Source organism: Thermostichus sp. MS-CIW-38 (assembly GCF_054058415.1).
This window is the reverse complement of the sequence record NZ_JBSSAH010000050.1, coordinates 1-20,733: the sequence shown is the minus strand read 5'-3', so window position 1 is coordinate 20,733 and position 20,733 is coordinate 1. Positions and strand designations below refer to the sequence as shown.

The window sequence follows — 20,733 nt, the reverse complement described above, 5'->3', positions numbered from 1 at the left end:
AAGTGCGGTCAATTTCTTGACGCAACTCTTGTGGGACTATCAGCTTGCAACGTACGGATATAGTCTGGCTCATGGGCTTATTGTAGTTCATCCAGGCTTTTGACCGGCAAACCTATAAGGAGGAGGGCTTTCCTCCCGACACCAAGCCTGCGGCTATGGTGCGGGTCTCCAGCCCGAAAATTTGGTGAGCTTTCTGGGAAGGGATCAGTCTTGGATGTACTCCTCGCCAGAGATCAGGGCAGCTTCGGCTTTTTGAAACTCCCTTCCCAAGTAGGCCGCATGGCTGAGCTGGGAGACCACTCTCTCCTGCTCCTTTTCAAAGATCTGTACACACAGTTCTTTGGCCGTGCGCCCAACATACACCCGTTCAGGGGATCGGTTGACGGAGCCCTTTGCCGGGATCACAGCTCCTGTTTCCGGATCGGTGGCCAGCCCCCGCTCATTGATGACGGTGCTGTAGTACTTGGCGCAAATGAGGTTCTGCTCCCGATCCAAGTAGATGACGAAATAGCCCGCCGGATCCAGATCCAGGGGGCGGCGGGAGAGATGGTCGTCAATGCTGCGAATCTGCTCGCTCAGGGGCTTGGAGGAAGGGGACATAGAATGGCCGACCAAAACCGCACAGGAGAAACGTAGCCGAGACTACCTTTGGCTGCTCTCATTGTGGCAGATGAACCCAATCTTTGGGCAGCCTTTGGGGTGGTTGACTTCCTTCCCAGCTTGAACGGTGGGGCTGGTCATATACCCGATGAAGGGGATCCTGTGCGGGCCATCCACCTGAGGTCTCAGAGCTTGGATTAGCGCGGGGCAACTCGATAGAATCGGGTGGCCGTCACCCACTGGTCGGAAGGGATCCCCTCGACAATGATGGCGCGGGCAATGGCATTGCCCAGTTGGGATCCCCGCACCCGCACGTCGGCAAAGGAGCCACTCTGCTCAAAAGAGGCAATCTCCTGGAAGTTCAGCGGACGGGGGGATGCCACCGCTAACACCTGGGCTTGGCCGAAGGGTGGAGCGATGGTCAACCGATAGCTGGCCCCTGGCGGCGGGAAGGTGCGCACTTCTCCGGCCCGCAGAAACTCGTTGCCACCGGAAAAGCGGTTGGGCAAAATCAGATGGGTACGGCCATCGGCTTGGATGCTGAACAGGTAAACGTAGGCATCGCGGTTGGTGCTCAGGGTAATGGCAATCGGCTCGCCAGGCCGGTAGATGGGGTTAGACCCGTGCCGATCCAGCTCCAGATTCACCCGCAGGTCGGAAGGAACGGGGTTGACAATGATGGAGCGGGTGCCAACATCCAACTGACGAGTATCGGCCAGTTGCAGCCTTTGTAAAGGAGGGTAGATGCCTAGGGTTTGCGGAAAAACAGCGGTGGTCGGAGCCACAGACAGCCCCAAAGCCAGCGGTAGGAAAAGCAGTTTGGCATTCATGGTTCACACCCAATCAATGGCTATGTTCATCCTAGGAAGGGGCGCAGGTTATGCGGGTCAGGCTTTGCGCAATCTCCAATCTCTTGCCGCGGCAGTTTCTCCTGCTGCAGATGGCACCCCCAAGAGGGAAAAGACGGTAAACCAGCGGGGGCACGGCTCTGTTCTCGGTACCTGGGATGGGAATTGGGAGCCACCGGTTTGGCAAGGGTTAATCTACAGGTAAGGGATCCCTTCCTCATGCCAGCTTCCCAGTCAACCCCCAACTTGCTCATGGCTCACGACAGCTACCAAGAAGGCATCGCAGCGGTACAAGCGGGCGATTTCCAGGCTGCCATCCAAGCGTTTCGCCAGGCGGTTGCTGCCGATCCAACCCATACCGAAGCTCGTTACAAGCTGGCCTGGGTACTGGGCATGAGCGGCTATCTGGATCCGGCCCTGACAGAGCTGGAAGCCGTTTTGGCGGCAGATCCCAACCATGTGGCAGCCCATTACAATCGAGGGGCCCTCCTCTTGCAAAAGGCCCAACTGGAAGCCGATGAGGATGGACAAATCGATCTGGCCGTTCTGCAACAGGCGGAAGCAGCCTTTCAAGCGGTGATGCGCTTGGATCCGACCGACCAACGGGCCTTTGCCTTCCTCAATTTGGTCAAGCGGGCCATTCGCAACCATCAGGCGTCCACTCAGGTCTCCGGCGGCAGTGGCGGGTAAATCTGTGGGGGTTGTGGTCGGCAGCGATTGCACAGCCAGAAACCCATTGCGTAACATAAGTAAAGCCTGGGGATCCCAGCAGTTTGGAGAGGTGTCCGAGCGGTTTAAGGAAGCAGTCTTGAAAACTGCCGTGGTTGACGCCACCGTGGGTTCGAATCCCACCCTCTCCGTTTATCTTGAGGTAAAGCTCAACGGGTCGAAGCTACAGAGATTCACTGGCCCAGAGGGGGAGCTATCCACATGACCATCCTTGATTTATCGACCTTGACCACTCAACAGCTCAAAGACATAGCTTGGCAGTTGCGGGGCACTCCCGCAGTGGAGCCCATCTATCGGGAACTGGGATCCCGACCCAAGAGCATAGTGATTGCACCTGAAGATCCCCAGTGGACAGAAAAGGTTAACCAAATCCTCACAGAGGGATCCCCATCCTGACCGTCGCATCCCAAACAAGGCGGGACATGAATATCGAACAGCCGCCCTTGCCTGCCTGTGTCAGCTCTGCTAAATACTGAACACCCCCCACAGTTCCTTTAGTTGAAGAGAGGGTCACCATCTTGGGTAGCAGGAGCTAGCCGCAATGATTCCCACCGTCAAAGACGTTTGTCAAATTCATCCTATGGCCTTGAACTACGCCATAGTTGAGCAAATTGAAAATCTGTCGAATGTTATCGAGCATACAGCAGAGGATGCCCGGGCATTCTTCGCCAAAAACCACATTACCCGCGGGATGGATCTGTTGCTGCGTCAGGGGCTCAAACGGCTGGCAGGTCGCTCCGACCAAGCGGTGTTTGAACTCAAACAGGCGATGGGGGGTGGTAAAACCCACTCCATGATTGCCCTAGGGTTGCTGGCGCGGGATGCCGCTTTGCGTGCCGAGGTTGTGCCAGACATCACTCAAGATGCTCCTTTTGCCGACGCTAAACTGGTTGCCATCAATGGACGCCTCAAGTTCGAGCAACGGTTTATTTGGGGAGAGATTGCCCGGCAACTGGGGAAAGAAGAGGCTTTTGTCAAATTTTGGCAGCACGGAGCAGATGCCCCCAGTGAGCAGGATTGGATTGATTTAATTGGAGATGAACCCACCCTCATTCTATTGGACGAGCTGCCGCCCTACTTCGACTACGCCATTACCCGCATGGTGGGCGGAGGTACATTGGCGCAAGTGACAACCTACGCCCTATCGAACCTGCTGAGTGCCGCCTTGAAGTTAAAGCGCTGCTGCATTGTCATTTCCAACCTATCCGGCAGCTACGAAGGAGCCTCACGGGAACTGCAAAAAGCAATCGGTAACTTCGCTCAAGAAACCAACCGCCAAGCGCGATCCATCACACCGGTAGACCTGGGCACATCGGAAATTTACGACATTCTCCGCAAGCGGCTATTTAGCTCCCTGCCCAATGTACAAACCATTGATGCAGTTGCTTCTGCCTACGCAAAAGTGCTGGGAGATGCAGCCAGAGCCAAATCAATTGCCAAAACTGCCGAACAAATTGCCGCCGAAATTCATGCTTCTTACCCTTTCCATCCTTCGGTTAAGCACATCATTGCCCTATTTAAGGAAAACGAAAGCTACCGTCAAACTCGCGGCTTGATGCAGTTTGTTTCAAAAATAATCCAGTCGGTATGGAAGCGTCCCAGCAACGATGTCTACCTGATCGGTTGCCAGCATCTGAACCTCAACATCCCAGATGTGCGGGAAGAGATCAACAAAATCAGCAATCTACAGGGAGCGATTGCCCACGATATTGCGGCCAATGGCACTGCTGTCGCTGAACTGGTGGATCAAAAACTGGGCCATGATGCTGCCAGTCAGATTGCTGCCCTGCTGTTGACTGCCTCTCTGTCTGAATCAGTTGATGCCGTGAAAGGCTTTACCGAGGGGCAATTTTTGGAATACCTAGTAGCTCCTCAGCGGAATGTCAGCGAATTTCAGGATGCTTTTCAAGCGTTCCGTGCCAACGCCTGGTACCTGCACCGCAAAGAAAACGATGCTTGGTACTTTTCCAACATCGAGAACCTGCGTAAGCGCATTGATAGCCGTGCCCGCAACGCTCCCCAGCCGAAAATTGATGCGGAAATGAAGCGGCGGCTGGAAGAAATTTTCCGACCCCAACGGCGGATTGCCTATCAAGAGGTGCAAGCCCTGCCCAAAATTGATGAGATTCGCCTCAATGGCCCGCGGGTGTGCCTGGTACTCAGCCCAGACAGCAAAACACCCCCAGAAGAGGCCCAGCAGTTTTGGGAAAGTGTTCCCGAGAAGAACAACTTTTGTGTGGTTACCGGAGATGGCTCCAATCTGGCCAGCCTAGAAGACAAAACCCGTCGTTTGTGGGCCGTTGCCCGAGTACTGGAAGAAACCGGTGGAGACAAATCCCCCCACAAAGCAGAACTGGAGGAAGAGGCCGAACAAGCCGCCTACGACTTTAACGCCACTGTGGTCAGCCTGTTCAATCGGGTCTATTACCCCATCAAGGGCAAACTGACTCCTACCAAGCTCTCCATGACCTTTACGGGCAATACCTTCCATGCTGAAGAGCAGATCGAAAAAGCCCTATCCGATGTCGGTGCATCCAAGCTGTATGTCGATGTGGAAGCCAATGCCGAGGCGTTGCTGTCGCGAGCAGAAGACCTGTTGTGGCCGGCAGGGGGAGAGCGGCGTATCCCTTGGCGAGACGTGGTTTCCCGCACCATCACCAACGAGCGCTGGCCCTGGTTGCCCCCCAAAGGAATGGATACCCTGCGGCAGATAGCCGTCAGCCAAGGTCGCTGGCGGTACACCGAAGATGGATACATCGAAAAGGGGCCCTTTCCGCCCCCCCGCACATCCGTAGCCATCACCCAGCGAGAATACGATGACCGCACCGGTACGGCTACCTTGGAAATTCTGCCTCGAGATGCGGGCAAAAATGGCCGTGTTCACTACGACTACACGCCCAATGTGGATGCCAACAGCCCTGTGGTGCCCGATACGATCTGGACAACCAATGTCACTGCCCTGTGGTTTGTCGCCATTGACCCGGATGGCCGGCACGAGACAGGGGATGTCTATGCTTGGAAGAATACGCTGACCCTCACCCACCAGCCTCGTATTGGCGGCGGCAAGCGCACCGTAGAGCTAACCGTGAAACCCCGTGGTCAAATTCGCTGGAACACCACGGGCATTAACCCACGGGAAGGCACCCTCTACACTGGCCCCATCGAACTAGAGGGATCAGAAGCCGTTACCATCTATGCCTACGCCGAAGATCAAGGGGTGAGCACCACTCGCAACTTCACGATCCCGGCGCTCGACCAAAAAGGGCCGGTGATTGACAAAAACAAACCGGCTAAGCTGCACAAGCGCCTCAACCTGCAAGGAAATAAGGCGAGTTATACGGCCATCAATCAGAGCAAGGCTTTGGGTGTGCAACTGGCGGGTGGGATCTCCCTAACCGTGGGGGAAGGGAACCGAGCCATCACCACCCGGTTTGGAAGCGATATGGTGGTAAAAGCGGAAGACATTGAGCAGTTTATTGCGATAGCACGTCAGGCTTTGGGCAATGAGACGGCAGAGGTGAGTCTGCGCTTGGACGAGCTACACTTCAGCAGTGGCCACGATTTGGAAGTCTTTTTGCATCGGTTGGAAATCAATCCTGAGCCGGGAGAGGTAGAGCAGTGAGCGATAAAAAATGGGAGACGGTGGGGTTCGGCTGTCCCAAAACCGTTGATCCCCACCACTTTGTGGTCGAAATACCTGCCGGCAGAACCGCTCCTGTGCTGATTTACGAAGTCTATGGCATCAAGGCGGGCATCAACGGACAGCCGGACATTGCGGAGCGCTGTGTTCTCAGCCGGTCTATCTGGAGCCAGATTGCTGAGGATCTCAAACAAGAGTTTAATGACCGCCTGCGGGCGAAAAAAATGAATCCGAGCCGTTGGACAACTGGCCGCAACCTCGTAGAACGTCTGCTGGGGAAGGAATTGCTGGTGCTGGCTTGGGCAGTAGAACGGGCCAAACCGGAGGCGATCCCCAATGCCATTCGCAACTGGAGAGGGCTGCGTCCAGAAGAGCGCTGGTGGCTTTACACCATGACAGCAGCGGCGACAGGGGGTGTCGATCACGGGAATATCGGTTGGCGCAAAGCCCTGCGCTATGCCCTCACAGAAAATCCCTTGACGGAACTGAGTGTGCCCACTCCGGTCAAGCGCCCATACCAGCCAGCTTGTTCCGATAGCTTGCGTAGCGAAGCCGTAGAAGCCGATCAACTCAGCCTGTTATCCTGCTTGCAAGAAGATCCCTCGCCCTTTTGGGATAGTGAAGCAACCATTGGCACGACAAAGCTAAGAGATTAAGTTATACTAGATAAAACCGCCTATTTGGGAGAATGCAAATGATGACAGAACTGCTGGAGAAAGCGATTAGCAAGTTAAAAGCTCTACCCACAGAGGAGCAAAATGCAATTGCCAGCCTGATTCTTGATGAGCTAGAAGACGATCAGCGATGGGAAGAATCCTTTGCTTCTTCAGCGGATATGTTAGCAAAACTCGGTGCCGAGGCAATAGCCGAGTATCAAGCAGGCAAGACGGAAGAATTAAACCCCGAAACACTGTGAAATCTCGCACCACTGCCCAGTTTCGCAAGTTGTTTAACGCTCTTCCAGAGTCCATTCCAGATTTGGACAAGCTAGACTTACAAAGGACGCTGTCGCACTTGATTGCGCTCGATCACAGTAAACATCCCTTCCAGTACCAAGTTTTTATCGCCGATCAACTTTAGCAATTGCTGAGCTGGTTCTTCTGGCGTACTCGGCTGGTAACGAAAGTAAACCACAGATGCTCTTTCTCGGGAAGAATAACGAAAAATTAGTTCTCCATAATCCCGATCAAAAGTCAATATAATCCGCTTCTCTTGTGCAGCTCTAGCCAAGACCTCGAAATCTTTAGTACCTGGAGCTTCCTCTGAGAGCAATGCCACATCTAAGCCAGCATCTCGCAATAGACAGATACTTAAGCGTGGAAAATTTTCATTGACGAGAAATTGCATCAACTGACTTTATCTGAAAAACTGTAGAAGTTCATTTCACGCATACATTCTTGGATATAGCTAAACATAGCCCTAAGTGCTTCTGGAGTCAGCGTAGGGTAGTTTTCCAAAATCTGCTTTTCCGTCCAGCCTGCCGAAAATAGCCCCAAAATAAATTCCACCGATAGGCGACTTCCTCTGAAAACTGGCTTACCCAGGAGAATATCGGGATCCGAATGAATATAGTCTTCCGAGTTCACGGCTTAGGGCCCTAAGAGCTACCATGATCGATGGTATCGCCGGAGATCTCCCTTGTCCATCATCCCCCTTGCTTGGAAAGATAAGCCGAGTTTGATCGAGCGGCTCTTGCCTGCCCAAAAAATCAGCGCCGAAGCCCAAAAAGAACGCAAAGCAAATTTGGGACAAACCCTCACCGCCTTGGGAAGTTACTGGAAAGGGCGCAAACCCCTCATCCTCGCCAAAGCCTGTGTGTTGGGAGCATTATTGCCTGCCACCGATAACCCCGAAGCCGATCTGGAAATTTTTGAATTGCTGATGGGCATCGCCGACAGCAGTTTGGAACGGCGTTTGAAATCGCCACGGGACAAACTCAAATTGGCGCAACGCTCTTACCTGGAAAAACTGGAACTCTGCAAACGGCCGGAAGAATGCGACGATGCCACCCTCTACGGCCCCATCTGGGAACGGGTGAATCAGCATTTGGGCACCGATGCCCACAGCTTTCCGGAATTGGTGGAGCAACTGGGGATCTTGCGGTTTGGCCATCGCCCGCGGGTGGGGGATACCTTCTGCGGCAGCGGCCAAATCCCCTTTGAGGCGGCCCGGCTGGGCTGCGATGTCTATGCCAGCGACCTCAACCCCATCGCCTGCATGCTCACCTGGGGCGCGCTGAACATCGTGGGAGCCGATGCCGCCACCCGCCAAGAAATCGAACAAGCCCAAAAAGAAGTGGCAGAAGCAGTGGATCGGGAAATTACCGCCCTGGGCATCGAACACGACGAACAGGGCAACCGCGCCAAAGCCTATTTGTATTGCTTAGAAACCCGTTGCCCCCATACGGGCTGGATGGTGCCAATGGCTCCCAGTTGGGTGATCAGCAAAACCCGCAATGTGGTGGCGAAGTTAATCCCCAATTACGACCAAAAACGCTTTGAAATTGAAATTGTCACGGGAGTGAGCGAAGCGGAAATGACCGCCGCCGCCAAAGGCACCGTGCAAAAGGGCGATTTGGTGTACGTGCTGGATGGGGAAGAATACCGCACGCCGATCAAAACCATTCGCGGCGATTACCGCCTGCCCGATGGCACCACCGGCAACAAACTGCGCCGCTGGGAAAAGCACGATTTTATGCCCCGCCCCGACGACATTTTTCAGGAACGGCTGTATTGCATTCAGTGGATCACCGCCGAAACATTGGGCAAGAGCCGTCAAGAAACCTTTTTTGCCAGCGTCACCCCCGCCGACCTAGAACGAGAGCGCAAAGTAGAGCAAATCGTTAGAGAAAACCTCGCCGCTTGGCAAGAAGCTGGTTTAGTACCCGATATGCCGATTGAACCTGGAGAAAAAACCGATGAGCCGATTCGTACGCGGGGCTGGACGTATTGGCATCATTTGTTTAATCCACGGCAGATATTTTTACATCAGTTATTTCAATCAAGTTTATTAAACAAGAACTCAAGAATATTTTTATTATTTGGTTCAATTAGCGCTCTCGATTGGAATTCAAGATTATGTCATTGGCATACTAGCTGGGAAATACCTGAAAACACATTCTATCAACAGGCATTGAATACTATGTATACTTATGCAATACGGACAACAGCTTTAGATAAAAACGCAAGATTTCCTTCTTATAAAAGGGATTTGCTGAATGGAGAAATAAAAGTTATTCATGCTCTGTCCGCCAACAACTGTAATGCTTTTAGTGATATTTTCATCACCGATCCACCGTATGCGGATGCGGTGCATTACCACGAGATCACGGAATTTTTCATCGCGTGGTTGCGGAAGAATCCGCCCAAGGAGTTTGCCGATTGGGTGTGGGACAGTCGGCGGGCGTTGGCCATTCAGGGCAAAGGGGAAAAGTTTCGGCAGGACATGATTGCCGCCTATAGCGCCCTAGCGAACCACATGCCCGACAACGGCTTGCAAATCGTGATGTTTACCCATCAGGATGCGGAAGTGTGGTCGGATATGGCCAGCATCATGTGGGGGGCGGGCTTGCAAGTTACAGCCGCTTGGTACATTGCCACCGAAACCACTTCTGAACTCAAAAAGGGCGGTTATGTGCAAGGCACGGTGTTGCTGGTGGCGCGTAAGCGGTTGCAAGATACTTCTGCCTATCGGGATGAGCTGGTGGAAGAGGTGCGGCAAGAAGTTGCCCATCAGATTGAAACTATGGTGGGGCTAAATCAAAGCACCCAAGGCAAGGGGCGCACCGAAAACCTGTTTGAAGATGCCGATTTGCAAATGGCAGGTTATGCGGCAGCGTTGCGGGTATTGACGGGCTACCGGCGCATTGATGGACAGGATATGGTGGCAGCAGCCCTGCGCCCCCGACCCAAAGGCGAAAGAGATATCGTTCGGGAAATTATTGATTATGCCGTGCAGGTTGCCAATGAGCATCTTGTACCTGAAGGCATCGCGCAGGGGGTGTGGGAGGGGTGCTGTGCTGCAGAGCGCTTTTATCTCAAAATGATGGAGCTAGAAGCCGTAGGGCTAAAGAAACTCGACAATTACCAGAACTTTGCCAAGGCATTTCGCGTCAGCGATTATAGAGAATTGATGGCATCTCAACAACCCAACAATGCCCGCCTCAAAAATGCCATAGATTTTAAGAAGAGCGGCTTTGAGGGAGAATTTGGGCGTTCAGCACTCCGAGCCGTTTTGTTTGCTCTCTACGAACTGCAGAAAGAGGCGGATAGCGATGAGGTGATGGAACACCTGCGGTCTTTAGTGCCCAACTACCACATGCGCCGGGATGATTTGGTGGCTTTTTGTCAATACATTGCCCGCAAGCGAGAACACCGCTATCCAGAAGAGTCCTCAGCCGCCGGGATCTTGCTCGCCCTTATCAGAAATGAACGCTTGGGTTGAAGAAGAAGTTATAGGATTAACTTACTCACACTCACAAGTTGTATTGTCAGGGCTTCCTTCAAGCTCAGCATCTGAGTTAAAGTATTTCTCAACAATCGACTTTATTTGGTTAACATAAGCTATAGCCTTGTCCGCATTTTTTTGTTTGTAGTATTCCAAGGGGACAATATCTACAGCTCCATAAAAAGCCAACTCCCTATCTTTGCGCATCTCAAATGATATGTTTTCCAGCAAGGCTATTTCCTCGTCAGAAAGCTCTGGGAACCGTTCTCTATTTTCTGCTACTTGGCCACCAGGGTCATGGGTTTTGCCGTAGTTTATTCCCTTAATGATTAGGCAAGCTTTGATGAATAACTCAATGATTTCTTGGCACATCCGAACTACATCAGCGTAATCGCCAACCTCATAGAAGAATGACAACGCTTGGATGCGATAATTAGCCCTTTGATAGTAGTCTCTTGCTAATTTCTTTCTCATCGTTATTCACCCAATAGGGGATCCCCCGGCATACTTTATACGTAATTAAACTGTCACAGATGAGTTGATTGACTATATCCCTGATCTGCGTGATGCAGTTCTGCTTTTCATAGATGATGTGGTGGTTGGTAGCCACTTCATAAGTCAAGCTGGCTGGCCTGCATAGCTCTGTGGGCTTTAGCAAGATAAAGTTTATCTCCAAGCCAAGAAGTTTTTCTAGATCCCTGCAGGTAGGAAGCAGTAAGTCATCTCTGCTTCTGCAATCGGGTATATTCTCTGCAATTACTAATAAATCGAGGTCAGAGCCGTGAACCCATGAATTATTGGCGCGGGATCCATAGACAACAATAGCCCACAGATCCGAGCCAAAGACGGATTGAATTTTCTCTTGAATAAGCCGCGCTTGTGCTTCGGATATTCCTATGCTGCGCTTCTCCCTGCCCTGACAGCCTGCAGACTCTTGTACGGTTGACATGGCTACCTTGCGCTGATCAGCTTATTCTGCAAAGACGCTGCTTGCGCCTTCGGCTGCTCATTCTAAGGCTAGAGTATTGTTACAATTTTACCCCAGCCCGCCATGTCCAGCACTTCTTTCCTACGCCGTTTCAGTTCCCGCCAGCAGCGGCTCAGCCATGTCTTTCTCAAAGATCGCCTGGCAAAGGCACGCACCTACAAGCGCATTGCTGGGTACTTTCGCTCTTCTATTTTTGAATTGGTGACTGAAGAGATTACACACATCGAGCAGGTGCAGATCGTCTGTAACAGCGACCTGGATCCCTGGGATATTGCCATCGGCAAAGCTTCCCGCCAGGCCAGAGAAATGGCGCTCAAAGAAAAATGGAACGAAGAGAAAGGAGAATCGATCACCAGCCTATTACAGCGCCCCCGCTACCGTCAACTTTACGAAATCCTCAAAAGCGGCAAAGTGGAAGTGCGAGTGGTGTCAGCCGCAGATGCCCCCTTTCTCCACGGCAAAGCAGGTGTTATTGAGGCAAGAGATGGCACCAAATCTGCTTTTATCGGCAGCCTCAACGAAACGCGGCAGGGATGGCAAGAGCATTACGAAATTGTCTGGGAAGACCAGTCGCCAGAAGGGGTTGCTTGGGTCGAAGCGGAGTTTCAGTACCTGTGGGAACGGAGTGTTCCTCTGCCAGAAGCGATTGTGGAAGAGGTGGGGCGATTATCTCGCAAGGTAGAGGTATTTCTTCAAGACTTGCAACCTGTCGATGTTCCTGGAGCCGCATTGGTGGAAGCCCCTCTCTATCGCCGGGGTGAGGTTCTCAAACCATGGCAGCAGTCGTTTGTGGAAATGTTCCTGGAACACCGAGAGCTGTATGGTGCAGTGCGACTCATTCTGGCAGATGAAGTGGGGCTGGGTAAAACCTTGTCTTTGGCGGTTGCGGCGATGGTGGCGTGCCTTTTGGAAGATGGGCCAGCCTTAATTCTTTGTCCGGCTACCCTCTGCCAGCAGTGGCAAGTGGAACTCAAAGATAAACTGGGCATTCCCTCTGCTGTGTGGCTCTCCAACCGCAAGGTATGGCAAGATGCCAATGGGCACATCATCAAAACCAAGGGTGCTGAAGGTATTGGCCGTTGCCCCTATCAAATTGGTATTGTTTCTACGGGTCTCATCTTTCACAATGCCCCCGAAGCCCAATGCCTTTTGGAACGACGCTTTGGCACGATTGTCCTGGATGAGGCCCACCGCGCCCGCTGTACCCGTGGTGTCACGGTAAGGGATCCCAAACCCAACAATCTCTTGGACTTTATGGGCAAGGCGGCCAGCCAGTCCAAGCACGTCCTTTTGGGCACAGCCACCCCCATCCAAACCCATGTTGAGGAACTGTGGGATCTGCTGGGAGTGCTCAACAGCGGTGCCGAGCATGTGTTGGGACGACGGCATCAGCAGTTGTGGCAGCAGACGCAAAGGATCCTGCCCATCTTGACAGGACAACAAGCAGTGACCGACGAGCATTTTGCCTGGAATTTGCTCCGCAATCCTCTGCCGCCATCTGTTGAGGATCCCTTGTTTGACCACATCCGCAGCGATCTGAAGCTCTTCAAAGGTCAACACTTCACAGATAAGCCCCTGACGGAATTGGAGGACTTCACCCGCCAAGAACTGCGAGATGCCCTGGAAGAGCGCCAACAGGGGCTGACTTTTTTCCAGCGACACAACCCAATTCTGCGCCATACCGTATTGCGAAAACGCTCTACCTTGGAAGAATTGGGCTTGCTTGAGCGAATTGCCGTCGATATTTGGCCGAGCGAGGGAGAGCAATTGCCCATGTTCTGTGGGCTGGGTTTGCTCACTTCTCCCGAATTTGATGTGGCCTATGAAGCTGCCCAAGATTTTGCTAGGGCTTTGAGACAGCGTACCCAATCCGCTGGGTTTATGAAAAGCATCATGCAAAGCCGGATCTGCTCCAGTATTGCCAGCGGCCTATCTACGGCTCAGAAACTACTGGAAAAGCGGCGTTTTTTTGAGGAGGACGGAGAAGAAGATTGGCTGTTAGACAACCTTCCAGAGATTTTAGAGGCAGAATATGCCCATTTGGAGCGCATTGTTAGCGTCTTGAGCCAAAAGAGCACGGATCCCAAACTCGATGCCGTCCTCTATTTCCTACAGGAACGACACTGGCTGGACTTGGGATGCATCATTTTCAGCCAGTATTTTGATACCGCCCATTGGGTGGCCAACAACCTGAGCCAACGTCTGCCTCAAGAAAGTGTGGCTCTCTATGCAGGCGCCCACAAGTCGGGTTTGTTTTTTGCCGGAGAATGGCGGAGCGCAGAGCGGGAAGATATCAAGAGAGCCGTGCGAGAGCGTACCATTCGTCTGGTGGTGGCCACCGATGCTGCTTGTGAAGGTCTGAATCTCCAAACTTTGGGCACGCTGATCAACATTGATCTCCCTTGGAATCCTTCCCGCCTAGAGCAGCGCATCGGGCGGATCAAGCGCTTTGGTCAGACCCGCGACCGTGTGGACATGCTCAACCTGGTGTACCACGGTACCCACGACGAAAAGGTATACGAGGTGCTTTCTCAGCGGATGAAAGATCGCTACGACTTGTTCGGTTCTTTGCCCGATACTATCGAAGATGAGTGGATTGAGAATATCGAAACTCTGGAGGCCAAATTGCAGGAGTTTACAGAGCGCAAGAAACAGGCCAACGCTTTTGAGCTGCGCTACGCAAGCACAGTTGAACCCAAAGGCCCAAGATGGGAGACCTGCGAAAAGGTGTTGTCCCGTCGGGATATTGTGGAACGTCTTTCAGAAGGGTGGTAGCCATATATCAGCCAATTCGATATGCTTCTGCCAATGGGCTGGAAAAAGTTGCCTCTGACCACGAGTTAATACGGGCGGAAGTGCCTTGACCATGCTAGGCTCCAGCCCGAAAAATCTGCTCAGCCGTGAGGTTTAATTCAGGGAAAACTTTAGAGCGAATCCGGTCATTGCCCCGAAATAATTGCGCCTGATATTCCTCACTGACCAGTTGGAAAACCGAGATTGTGGGAACCTTCGGCTCGCCAATGTACCGACGACCTCCCAACGCTTGGTAGTCAACGATCCAGTATTCGGCAATACCTAACGTCTCGTAGTCACTCAGCTTATGCCAGTAGTCATCTCGCCAGTTGTTGCTGGTAATTTCAATGACAAGAGGAATAGAGGTTCCGTGGATGAGCGTCGAGGATTTCTGCCACAGGGGTTCTCTGGCCAAGGCGGTACGGTCAATCACCACCCCATCAGGAGCGTAGGCAGTATCGCCTTCCGGCGCCTTGATCAAGGTGTCCCGACCTAGAAAATAGTTGAGGTTGCACCTGCGGATTTCTAATGCCAATTCGATGGCAAGAAAACCACTGATTTCATCATGTTTCCCTGTGGGTTGCATCTCAACTGCAACTCCGTTGTGTAGTTCGTATCGTCTGTTAGGTTTCCACTCCAGAAACTCAGCAAAAGTCATTGGCTTAGAAGACACAGCATAGGTAGCAGTCATAGTTTTTCCTCCCTTGAATGAGTTAAAACGCCCTAGATACTTCTGCAAACATTGTCGCCCATCTCATCCTTTAATAGTCTTTTATGGCATAGCCGTGTAACCCTAGCCAGAGCCGGATGTAGATATCTAGCAGAATCACTTCAGGCATTCCCAATTTGCCTCATCTACGTTTCAAGTGGGGGAGTAGGTTCTTGTCAGGAGCGTGTTGCATTTGAATCTTGCTCTAATTCAATATCACCGTAAATGTCTGCCAGGGAAAAAGTGATGTTGACAGATGGCAGCGTAACAACATCATCCAGGGCATGGTAGTCCCTGAAGATCCACTCGACATTTCCCTGGCGGCGGTAGTGTTCTACACTGATTCGAGCTTGGTCAATTAGCAGATACTCCTGTAAAGTTGGGAGAGAGCGATAGGCAGCAAACTTCGCTCCTCTATCGTAGCTTTCGGTGGCAGGCGAGAGCACTTCCACAATTAAGATAGGGTTAGTGACAGTATCCTTGCGCCCTTCTTTAAGCTGAACTGGGTTTTGGATCACCATACCATCGGGATAGACATATTGTTCGAAGGCAGGTATGTAAAGTCTGAGATCACTAGAAAAAACGGAAAAACCCTTGCCTCTTAGCTTAAGCCAAAGTAGGGCATTGACACTGGTAATCAGTTGGCTATGAATGGGTGTGCCGCCAGTTATCTCAATAATTTCCCCATTGCGAAATTCACGGCGGATCCCGCCTGTGGCCTCTGATTCAGCTTCCAGGGCAAAGTATTCCTCTGAAGTGTGGGTTTTACGGGGGGCGAGGGCAGTGGTCATGGCATCTCCTCAGGCAGCGGCAGAATGGATCAAGCGGTCAGCCGGGTGTCGGGAAGCTGGACGCGGTAGCCTTTGAGTTCTCTCGGTTGCGAAGCGGTGCATAGCACTCACACAAGCGCGGTCAACCTCTCTGCGTCCTTCGTCGGCCTCTCTACACTGAGAAGCATCCTGCGATTCTAGGGTAAAGACCGGTGGTGGGGAGCTGACGCTTTTGTTATCCTGTCGCATAAGCTCCCCCTCTGGGATCCCAGGGGAAAGTGGGCCAACCTTGCCTGACACTGAACGCCAGCACAGCCCGCATAATGTTCCCGCACAATGTCCTGCACAATGTTGTGTCAGCAAGACTTGGTTCTCGATGGCAGGTTTGCAGAGAGGACGTGACCTGATGTTTACTTGGCTCTGGACGAAACAATTTTCTCGCTTGAATCAAAGGCTACAGAGCCTAGAGGTAGCCCGCGAGGAAAACCTTCTGTCTCCCGATCTGAGCGCTCAAACTCTGCAGGTGGCCCCCGACTTTTGGGAACGGCAGCACCAAGCCTTTGTCTATGTGGATAAGCAAATGCGAAGGCTCAGCCGTCGCAGCAAGATTTGGGGAGGAATGGCGCTGCTGGCCATTCTGGCCGATGCGGCTTTGATAGTGGCAGGTCTGACGGCGTTCCAGTCTTGGCAGCAGGTGCAGGCGGATCGCCAATTAACTCGCATTGCCCAACAGGTTGCGGCTGTCGATCCTGTGCAGCAAGCTTTTGATGATCTGGTGGCTCAATTGCCCCAGATGAGCGGGGCAGAGCGATCTCGTGCCCTAGAGGCGTTGCAGGCTCTCTCGGCCATCTCGATGGCCTATGGCGGCTACTCCTCCGACGGTTCTGCGGGTATTTCTGTGTACAGCTCTGCTCTCCCAGCAACCCCTCTTGAGGCTCAACTGCAAACCATTTACCGGTTGGGGCAAATGCGGGTGGTGGAGGCGGTGCCGGCTTTGCTGACCAAGCTTGCGGACGATGAGCCGGTGGTGCGGGAGGCGGCGGCCCGTGCCCTCGGCCAAATTGGGGATCCGCGCGCCTTGGGTCCCTTGCACGATCTTCTGGTCTATGAGCCCAATGAGTTGGTTCAAGATGCGGCTATTGCTTCGATTGCCCAACTGCTGCGCTGAAGAGAGGGTTAGATGGGGGTGGGAGTTGAGGCACTGGGGATGAGTATCGGCAAAATGAGCAGGCTGGGCAAACTGCTGGGGGTGATTTGTTGGGTGTGGGGATCCGCTCTGCCGGTTTGGGCGCAGGATCCCTTCCGCAGCGGGGACAATGCCCGCCCCATCAGGCCGGAGGTGGCGGCAGCTTTTGAAGAGTTCTTCTGTGCAGGCCGCTACAGCCAGAGCCGGGAAAAACTGGCAATGGCCAAGAAGGCCTCCCCCGAAGAGCCGATGGTCTATGCCCTGTTGGCGGCGCTGGCTTATCAGGAGGGAGACCTGGAAGCATTTGCCCAGTTGGCCACTCAAACCCGACAGGTGGCCGCCGAGTTGAAAAAGACGGATCCCTTGCGTGGCAACCTTTACGAGGGTGTGGGCTACGGGCTAGAGGCAGCCAACATAGTGGTGCGAGATGGGGTGGTCATCGGTTTGCCCAAAGCTCTGCCCACCCTCAATCAATTGTTTGCCTCCATCCGGGCCGCCCAAGCAGTGGACAGCAGCGATCCGGAGCTCAATCTGCTCAACGGCTACATGGATTTGCTGCTGACCTACCGGGAGAAGGCTCTAAATCAGTTTCGGATGGCAGCTCCTGACTATCTGTCCTACCGCGGCCAAGCTCTGGCCTACCGGGATATGCAGCGCTTTGACGAGGCGCTGGAGGCGGTGGATCGAGCCATTGCTGCTTCTTGCAGCAACCCCGAGCTTTACTACCTCAAGGCGCAAATTCTGGTTTCCAAAGGGCAAGACCGAGAGGCCGTCCCCCTTTTCGATCAGGCCCTGCAAGCTTCCGCCCAACTGCCCCAACCTTTGGTGGAGCAAATCCAGATGGAGCGGGATCGCGCCGCCCAGCGCAGTGGGTTGACCGGCCAGTTGCCGGCCACGCCTAGCCCCTGAAGGGATCCCATGAGCCTGCGCATCAGCGGCAAACGAGCGCTGCAAACTCCCACTGGCTTGGGCACCCGACCCACCCCTGGCCGGGTGAGGCAGGCCTTGTTCAACATCTTGCAAGGGCAGGTGGAAGGCTGTCGCTGGCTGGATCTGTGCTGTGGGGCCGGTACGGTGGGGGCAGAAGCCCTGTGTCAGGGGGCCGCTTTTGTGGCCGGGATCGAGATTGCCGCCCCTGCCTGCCGCATCATCCGAGCCAACTGGGCCAAGGTGGCGCAGCTGGGGCAATCTTTCCAGGTCATTCAGGGAGATGCCCGCAAGCTGCTCAGCCGCGGCCTGAACTTGGAGCCATTTGATTACGTGTACTTTGCTCCTCCCTACGAGGCCGGTCTGTACGCCCCGCTCCTGCCCCTGATCCCGCCCTTGCTCAAGCCAGGCGGAACCCTGATCGTCGAGCATCGCAGCGGCCAGAAGCTACCAGACCAGGTGGGATCCCTGCTGCGCTTTGACCAACGAACCTATGGGCAAACGGCCCTCGCCTTCTATCGCCATCTGGAAGAGCAGCTCTAGCTGGGGAAGGGAGTGCTGACGAAGCCGATTTCCAAGAGCTGCTGGTAGGCTTGGGTGCCCAGCTCGCGGGTTGGGCCCTGGCTGTTGATGACCTGGATCAGCCAGCCCACAGCCTCTTCCGGTCGCCCGGCGGCGCGATAGACCACGGCCAAATCGTAGGCGGCTTGATCCCGGGCTTGGGCGGCAACACGGGCCAGCTCCCGCTGTTCTTCGGAGATGCGGTTTTGGATCCCGGCGAAGGCGCGGGAGAGATCTTGGTGGTAGTTGGAGCGCTGGTTGTAGGCGTTGAACACCTGTTGCAGCAGCTCGACAGCCTGGTCGTAGTTTTGCGCTTGGATGGCGGCATCGGCTTCGGCGGCCAGTTGTTCGGCTCGCAACGCGCTGAGGGCGCTGCTGGGTTGCTCTAGGGCGCGAAACTGCTGCGGATTGGGAATAAGCTGCTGTCCGGCAGGGAGCTGCTGAGCGGTGGCCCAGAAGGTGGAGCCCACACCCAAGATGAGGCCGAGCAGTACGCCGAAAACCAACCGCGCCCAAGAACGGCGCAGAAGGCTGAGCCCCTGTGCGATGGCGTCCTGGCGACAGCCTTGGGAAGCAACAGCGGGACGTCGTCCGATCATGTGCGGGTAACCCCCAAAACCTTTTTTGACCCGTTCCACTCTACCCTACTCCTCGGGTCTTTGCTGCAGCTCAGGGATCCCTTTGGAGCGAGGCTGGGAGGAGATGGGCTTCTTGAGCTTGGGCGGAGAGGAGCTGGGCGAGTTGGGTGGCTCTGGAGGCTTTTCCGGCAGCAGCGGTAGGTTGAGAATCAGCTCATACATGCGCAGGTATTCCAGCGCTGAGCGGTGCCAACTGAAATCGCTGGCCATGCCCCGCTTCTGCAGCGCTTGCCAAGTTTCTTTGTGCTGGAAGGCTTCCCAAGCCCGCGCCAGACAGGTGTAGAAGTCCAGGGCTTCGTAGCGGTCAAAGCAGTAGCCGGTGCCGATCCCCTTGCTGGGGATGTGGTGGCTGACGGTATCCACCAGCCCTCCCGTGCGGCGGACGATGGGCACACACCCATAGCGCATGGCGATCATTTGGCTGATGCCGCAGGGCTCAAAGCGGCTGGGCATCAAAAACGCATCTGCCCCCCCGTAGATCAACTGGGCCAGCTTGGGTTGGTAGCCTTTTTGGTAGGCCATTTTGCCCGGGTGCCGCTCGGCCATCTCCCGGATCCGCCCTTCGTAGTAGGCTTCGCCGCTGCCTCCCAGCAAAACGAATTGCGCGTCGCTGTAGGTCAAAAAGCGATCCAGGGCTTGGATGAGCAAGTCGATCCCTTTTTGCTCCACCAAACGGGCCACCATGCCCATCAGGAAGGTATCTGGGTTAACGGTCAAGCCCAACTTGGCCTGTAGCGTGGCTTTGTTGGTCGCCCGCCCGCTGAGATCATCGATGCTGAAATTGGCTTCTAGGTCTGGGTCGGTGCGGGGATCAAACCTATCGATGTCGATCCCATTCAAAATTCCTCGCAACCGTTCCCCTTTCCAGGCCAACAAGTCCTGCAGTCCTTCCCCATGCAGAGGGGTGCGAATTTCCATCGCATAGGTGGGCGAGACGGTGTTCACTTGGTCGGCGTAGAGGATCCCGGCAGCCATGGTGTTGTGGGCAGAAAAATACCAGGGCAGCCAGGTCATGCGCTCCAGTTGCCAGCGCCAGGGCCCTTGGTAGGCCAGGTTGTGGATGGTGAACACCGTGCCAATATCGGGAGCTTGGTGCATCCAGGCCGGGATCATGCCGGTGTGCCAATCGTGGCAGTGGATGATGTTGGGTTTCCAGGGGTAGTAAGTCCAGGCAAATTCGGCTACGGCGTTGGCAAAAAAGGTGAAGCGCCAGAACTCGTCCTCGCCGTAGTAGATGCGGTGGGGAGCAAAGCAGTAGTGGCTGACCAAGTAGAGGGGCACATCGGTGCCGGGCAAAACGCTTTCGTAAATATCGGCCACCTGACCCATGACCTGTTTAGACCAGATGGGATCTTTCGAGCGGGGGTATTGCCCCGGTTCCTGGCCGAACTTGTCCCAGAGAAAGCCATACAGAGGCATGATGATGCGGACATCCTGACCCAGCTTGCGCAAAACGACAGGCAGGGATCCCACCACATCCGCCATGCCCCCCACCTTGGCCAGAGGTGCTGCCTCTGCCGCTGCGAACAAAATCCTGGCTTGAACCACGCTGCCCTCCCTGGTGTTGTGGGCTCCGCTCCGCCGCCGTGAACGGATCCCGGCTCAGTTGCCCTCAGCCAAAACCCTTCCCATCCTAAAACACAAGGGATCCCTGCGCCGGATGAGCTGATGCAGCGCCTCATCTTGAGGTTATGTTGCAACTTATTGATTTTTCGTAAGATGGAAGGACAGTGCTGCTCAGAACTGTTGTGGGCGCTGCTGTATTGCACTTTATTCGTCGTCATTGTTCTGGAGAGACGTCCTATGACCATAGCGGTAGGGCGCGTGCGTCAGGAGCGAGGATGGTTCGACATCGTCGATGACTGGCTCAAGCGCGACAGATTCGTGTTTATCGGCTG

The 20,733-nt window shown here is 54.1% G+C and carries 20 protein-coding genes and 1 tRNA gene; 11 read left to right on the top strand and 10 right to left on the bottom strand.

Annotation, left to right across the window (positions count from 1 at the left end; genetic code table 11):
- Positions 1–204 precede the first annotated feature (204 nt).
- Positions 205–600 (bottom strand): DUF4346 domain-containing protein, encoded by a 396-nt coding sequence (locus ACVWXZ_RS13010; RefSeq protein WP_414330043.1) that lies wholly within the window; start codon positions 598–600, stop codon positions 205–207.
- 197 nt (positions 601–797) lie between these two features.
- Entirely contained in the window at positions 798–1,430 is a 633-nt protein-coding gene (locus tag ACVWXZ_RS13005) for a DUF4384 domain-containing protein (RefSeq protein ID WP_414330041.1), read from the bottom strand.
- 237 nt (positions 1,431–1,667) lie between these two features.
- Between ACVWXZ_RS13005 and ACVWXZ_RS13000 the strand changes: the two genes are divergently transcribed.
- The 6 genes from ACVWXZ_RS13000 to ACVWXZ_RS12975 all read left to right on the top strand — a co-directional run bounded on the left by ACVWXZ_RS13000 (position 1,668) and on the right by ACVWXZ_RS12975 (position 6,733).
- Positions 1,668–2,138 (top strand): tetratricopeptide repeat protein, encoded by a 471-nt coding sequence (locus ACVWXZ_RS13000; protein ID WP_238376725.1) that lies wholly within the window; start codon positions 1,668–1,670, stop codon positions 2,136–2,138.
- A gap of 85 nt (positions 2,139–2,223) precedes the next feature.
- Positions 2,224–2,308 (top strand) — tRNA-Ser (locus tag ACVWXZ_RS12995).
- Between the two features lie 70 nt (positions 2,309–2,378).
- A complete protein-coding gene (locus ACVWXZ_RS12990) occupies positions 2,379–2,573 on the top strand; it encodes a hypothetical protein (RefSeq protein WP_011433320.1) in 195 nt (64 codons plus the stop codon).
- Between the two features lie 145 nt (positions 2,574–2,718).
- Positions 2,719–5,799, top strand: coding sequence for an anti-phage-associated DUF499 domain-containing protein (locus ACVWXZ_RS12985; protein ID WP_457482608.1), 3,081 nt, complete (start codon positions 2,719–2,721; stop codon positions 5,797–5,799).
- Entirely contained in the window at positions 5,796–6,473 is a 678-nt protein-coding gene (locus ACVWXZ_RS12980) for an anti-phage-associated DUF3780 domain-containing protein (RefSeq protein ID WP_083757646.1), read from the top strand. The genes ACVWXZ_RS12985 and ACVWXZ_RS12980 overlap by 4 nt, the downstream gene beginning before the upstream one ends.
- A gap of 41 nt (positions 6,474–6,514) precedes the next feature.
- Positions 6,515–6,733, top strand: a complete 219-nt coding sequence (locus ACVWXZ_RS12975) for a hypothetical protein (protein WP_041437369.1) — start codon at positions 6,515–6,517, stop codon at positions 6,731–6,733.
- A 77-nt stretch (positions 6,734–6,810) separates the two neighbouring features.
- On the opposite strand, the gene ACVWXZ_RS12970 is transcribed toward ACVWXZ_RS12975, so the two are convergent.
- Together ACVWXZ_RS12970 and ACVWXZ_RS12965 are read right to left on the bottom strand one after the other, a co-directional pair.
- Complete coding sequence (locus ACVWXZ_RS12970) at positions 6,811–7,164, bottom strand: DUF5615 family PIN-like protein (protein WP_457482607.1); 354 nt, start codon at positions 7,162–7,164, stop codon at positions 6,811–6,813.
- Positions 7,164–7,403, bottom strand: a complete 240-nt coding sequence (locus ACVWXZ_RS12965; RefSeq protein ID WP_457482606.1) for a DUF433 domain-containing protein — start codon at positions 7,401–7,403, stop codon at positions 7,164–7,166. The genes ACVWXZ_RS12970 and ACVWXZ_RS12965 overlap by 1 nt, the downstream gene beginning before the upstream one ends.
- Before the next feature lie 52 nt (positions 7,404–7,455).
- On the opposite strand from ACVWXZ_RS12965, the gene ACVWXZ_RS12960 reads away from it, so the two are divergent.
- A complete protein-coding gene (locus ACVWXZ_RS12960; RefSeq protein WP_457482605.1) occupies positions 7,456–10,260 on the top strand; it encodes an anti-phage-associated DUF1156 domain-containing protein in 2,805 nt (934 codons plus the stop codon).
- Positions 10,261–10,281: 21 nt separating this feature from the next.
- Here ACVWXZ_RS12960 and ACVWXZ_RS12955 read toward each other — a convergent pair whose 3' ends face one another.
- Together ACVWXZ_RS12955 and ACVWXZ_RS12950 are read right to left on the bottom strand one after the other, a co-directional pair.
- Positions 10,282–10,737: a HEPN domain-containing protein gene (locus ACVWXZ_RS12955; protein WP_457482604.1), complete on the bottom strand. Its 456-nt coding sequence runs from the start codon at positions 10,735–10,737 to the stop codon at positions 10,282–10,284.
- Entirely contained in the window at positions 10,697–11,212 is a 516-nt protein-coding gene (locus tag ACVWXZ_RS12950) for a nucleotidyltransferase domain-containing protein (protein ID WP_457482603.1), read from the bottom strand. Before ACVWXZ_RS12950 ends, ACVWXZ_RS12955 begins: the two co-directional genes overlap by 41 nt.
- 102 nt (positions 11,213–11,314) lie before the next feature.
- Between ACVWXZ_RS12950 and ACVWXZ_RS12945 the strand changes: the two genes are divergently transcribed.
- Positions 11,315–14,026 (top strand): phospholipase D-like domain-containing anti-phage protein, encoded by a 2,712-nt coding sequence (locus ACVWXZ_RS12945; RefSeq protein WP_457482602.1) that lies wholly within the window; start codon positions 11,315–11,317, stop codon positions 14,024–14,026.
- A 94-nt stretch (positions 14,027–14,120) separates the two neighbouring features.
- Here the strand turns inward: ACVWXZ_RS12945 and ACVWXZ_RS12940 are convergent, their stop codons facing one another.
- Both ACVWXZ_RS12940 and ACVWXZ_RS12935 read right to left on the bottom strand, forming a co-directional pair.
- Positions 14,121–14,735, bottom strand: coding sequence for a Uma2 family endonuclease (locus ACVWXZ_RS12940; protein ID WP_457441884.1), 615 nt, complete (start codon positions 14,733–14,735; stop codon positions 14,121–14,123).
- 194 nt (positions 14,736–14,929) lie between these two features.
- Positions 14,930–15,544, bottom strand: a complete 615-nt coding sequence (locus ACVWXZ_RS12935; RefSeq protein ID WP_414357404.1) for a Uma2 family endonuclease — start codon at positions 15,542–15,544, stop codon at positions 14,930–14,932.
- Between the two features lie 385 nt (positions 15,545–15,929).
- Here ACVWXZ_RS12935 and ACVWXZ_RS12930 point away from each other — a divergent pair, with 385 nt between their 5' ends.
- From ACVWXZ_RS12930 to rsmD, 3 genes are read left to right on the top strand one after another with little or no spacing between them, the layout of a single operon-like run.
- Positions 15,930–16,691 carry a HEAT repeat domain-containing protein gene (locus ACVWXZ_RS12930; RefSeq protein WP_457482601.1) on the top strand — a complete coding sequence of 254 codons (762 nt, stop codon included), beginning with the start codon at positions 15,930–15,932 and terminating at the stop codon, positions 16,689–16,691.
- A 39-nt stretch (positions 16,692–16,730) separates the two neighbouring features.
- Positions 16,731–17,618, top strand: a complete 888-nt coding sequence (locus ACVWXZ_RS12925) for a Sll0314/Alr1548 family TPR repeat-containing protein (RefSeq protein ID WP_457398614.1) — start codon at positions 16,731–16,733, stop codon at positions 17,616–17,618.
- Positions 17,619–17,627: 9 nt separating this feature from the next.
- Complete coding sequence (rsmD, locus tag ACVWXZ_RS12920) at positions 17,628–18,179, top strand: 16S rRNA (guanine(966)-N(2))-methyltransferase RsmD (protein WP_457482600.1); 552 nt, start codon at positions 17,628–17,630, stop codon at positions 18,177–18,179.
- Here the strand turns inward: rsmD and ACVWXZ_RS12915 are convergent.
- Both ACVWXZ_RS12915 and glgA read right to left on the bottom strand, forming a co-directional pair.
- A complete protein-coding gene (locus ACVWXZ_RS12915; protein ID WP_414357398.1) occupies positions 18,176–18,796 on the bottom strand; it encodes a hypothetical protein in 621 nt (206 codons plus the stop codon). The genes rsmD and ACVWXZ_RS12915 overlap by 4 nt on opposite strands.
- Before the next feature lie 45 nt (positions 18,797–18,841).
- Positions 18,842–20,383 carry a glycogen synthase GlgA gene (glgA, locus tag ACVWXZ_RS12910; RefSeq protein ID WP_414373622.1) on the bottom strand — a complete coding sequence of 514 codons (1,542 nt, stop codon included), beginning with the start codon at positions 20,381–20,383 and terminating at the stop codon, positions 18,842–18,844.
- Positions 20,384–20,733: the final 350 nt, after the last annotated feature.

What these genes read in the sequence shown, in the direction of transcription:
- ACVWXZ_RS12990 (WP_011433320.1), top strand. Translation starts at nt 2,379, where the DNA reads ATGACCATCCTTGATTTATCGACCTTGACCACTCAACAGCTCAAAGAC.
- ACVWXZ_RS12930 (WP_457482601.1), top strand. Translation starts at nt 15,930, where the DNA reads ATGTTTACTTGGCTCTGGACGAAACAATTTTCTCGCTTGAATCAAAGG.
- rsmD (WP_457482600.1), top strand. Translation starts at nt 17,628, where the DNA reads ATGAGCCTGCGCATCAGCGGCAAACGAGCGCTGCAAACTCCCACTGGC.
- ACVWXZ_RS12915 (WP_414357398.1), bottom strand. Translation starts at nt 18,796, where the DNA reads ATGATCGGACGACGTCCCGCTGTTGCTTCCCAAGGCTGTCGCCAGGAC.
- ACVWXZ_RS12970 (WP_457482607.1), bottom strand. Translation starts at nt 7,164, where the DNA reads ATGCAATTTCTCGTCAATGAAAATTTTCCACGCTTAAGTATCTGTCTA.
- ACVWXZ_RS12925 (WP_457398614.1), top strand. Translation starts at nt 16,731, where the DNA reads ATGAGTATCGGCAAAATGAGCAGGCTGGGCAAACTGCTGGGGGTGATT.
- ACVWXZ_RS13010 (WP_414330043.1), bottom strand. Translation starts at nt 600, where the DNA reads ATGTCCCCTTCCTCCAAGCCCCTGAGCGAGCAGATTCGCAGCATTGAC.
- ACVWXZ_RS12945 (WP_457482602.1), top strand. Translation starts at nt 11,315, where the DNA reads ATGTCCAGCACTTCTTTCCTACGCCGTTTCAGTTCCCGCCAGCAGCGG.
- ACVWXZ_RS13000 (WP_238376725.1), top strand. Translation starts at nt 1,668, where the DNA reads ATGCCAGCTTCCCAGTCAACCCCCAACTTGCTCATGGCTCACGACAGC.
- ACVWXZ_RS12975 (WP_041437369.1), top strand. Translation starts at nt 6,515, where the DNA reads ATGACAGAACTGCTGGAGAAAGCGATTAGCAAGTTAAAAGCTCTACCC.
- ACVWXZ_RS12955 (WP_457482604.1), bottom strand. Translation starts at nt 10,737, where the DNA reads ATGAGAAAGAAATTAGCAAGAGACTACTATCAAAGGGCTAATTATCGC.
- ACVWXZ_RS13005 (WP_414330041.1), bottom strand. Translation starts at nt 1,430, where the DNA reads ATGAATGCCAAACTGCTTTTCCTACCGCTGGCTTTGGGGCTGTCTGTG.
- ACVWXZ_RS12985 (WP_457482608.1), top strand. Translation starts at nt 2,719, where the DNA reads ATGATTCCCACCGTCAAAGACGTTTGTCAAATTCATCCTATGGCCTTG.
- ACVWXZ_RS12940 (WP_457441884.1), bottom strand. Translation starts at nt 14,735, where the DNA reads ATGACTGCTACCTATGCTGTGTCTTCTAAGCCAATGACTTTTGCTGAG.
- ACVWXZ_RS12950 (WP_457482603.1), bottom strand. Translation starts at nt 11,212, where the DNA reads ATGTCAACCGTACAAGAGTCTGCAGGCTGTCAGGGCAGGGAGAAGCGC.
- ACVWXZ_RS12935 (WP_414357404.1), bottom strand. Translation starts at nt 15,544, where the DNA reads ATGACCACTGCCCTCGCCCCCCGTAAAACCCACACTTCAGAGGAATAC.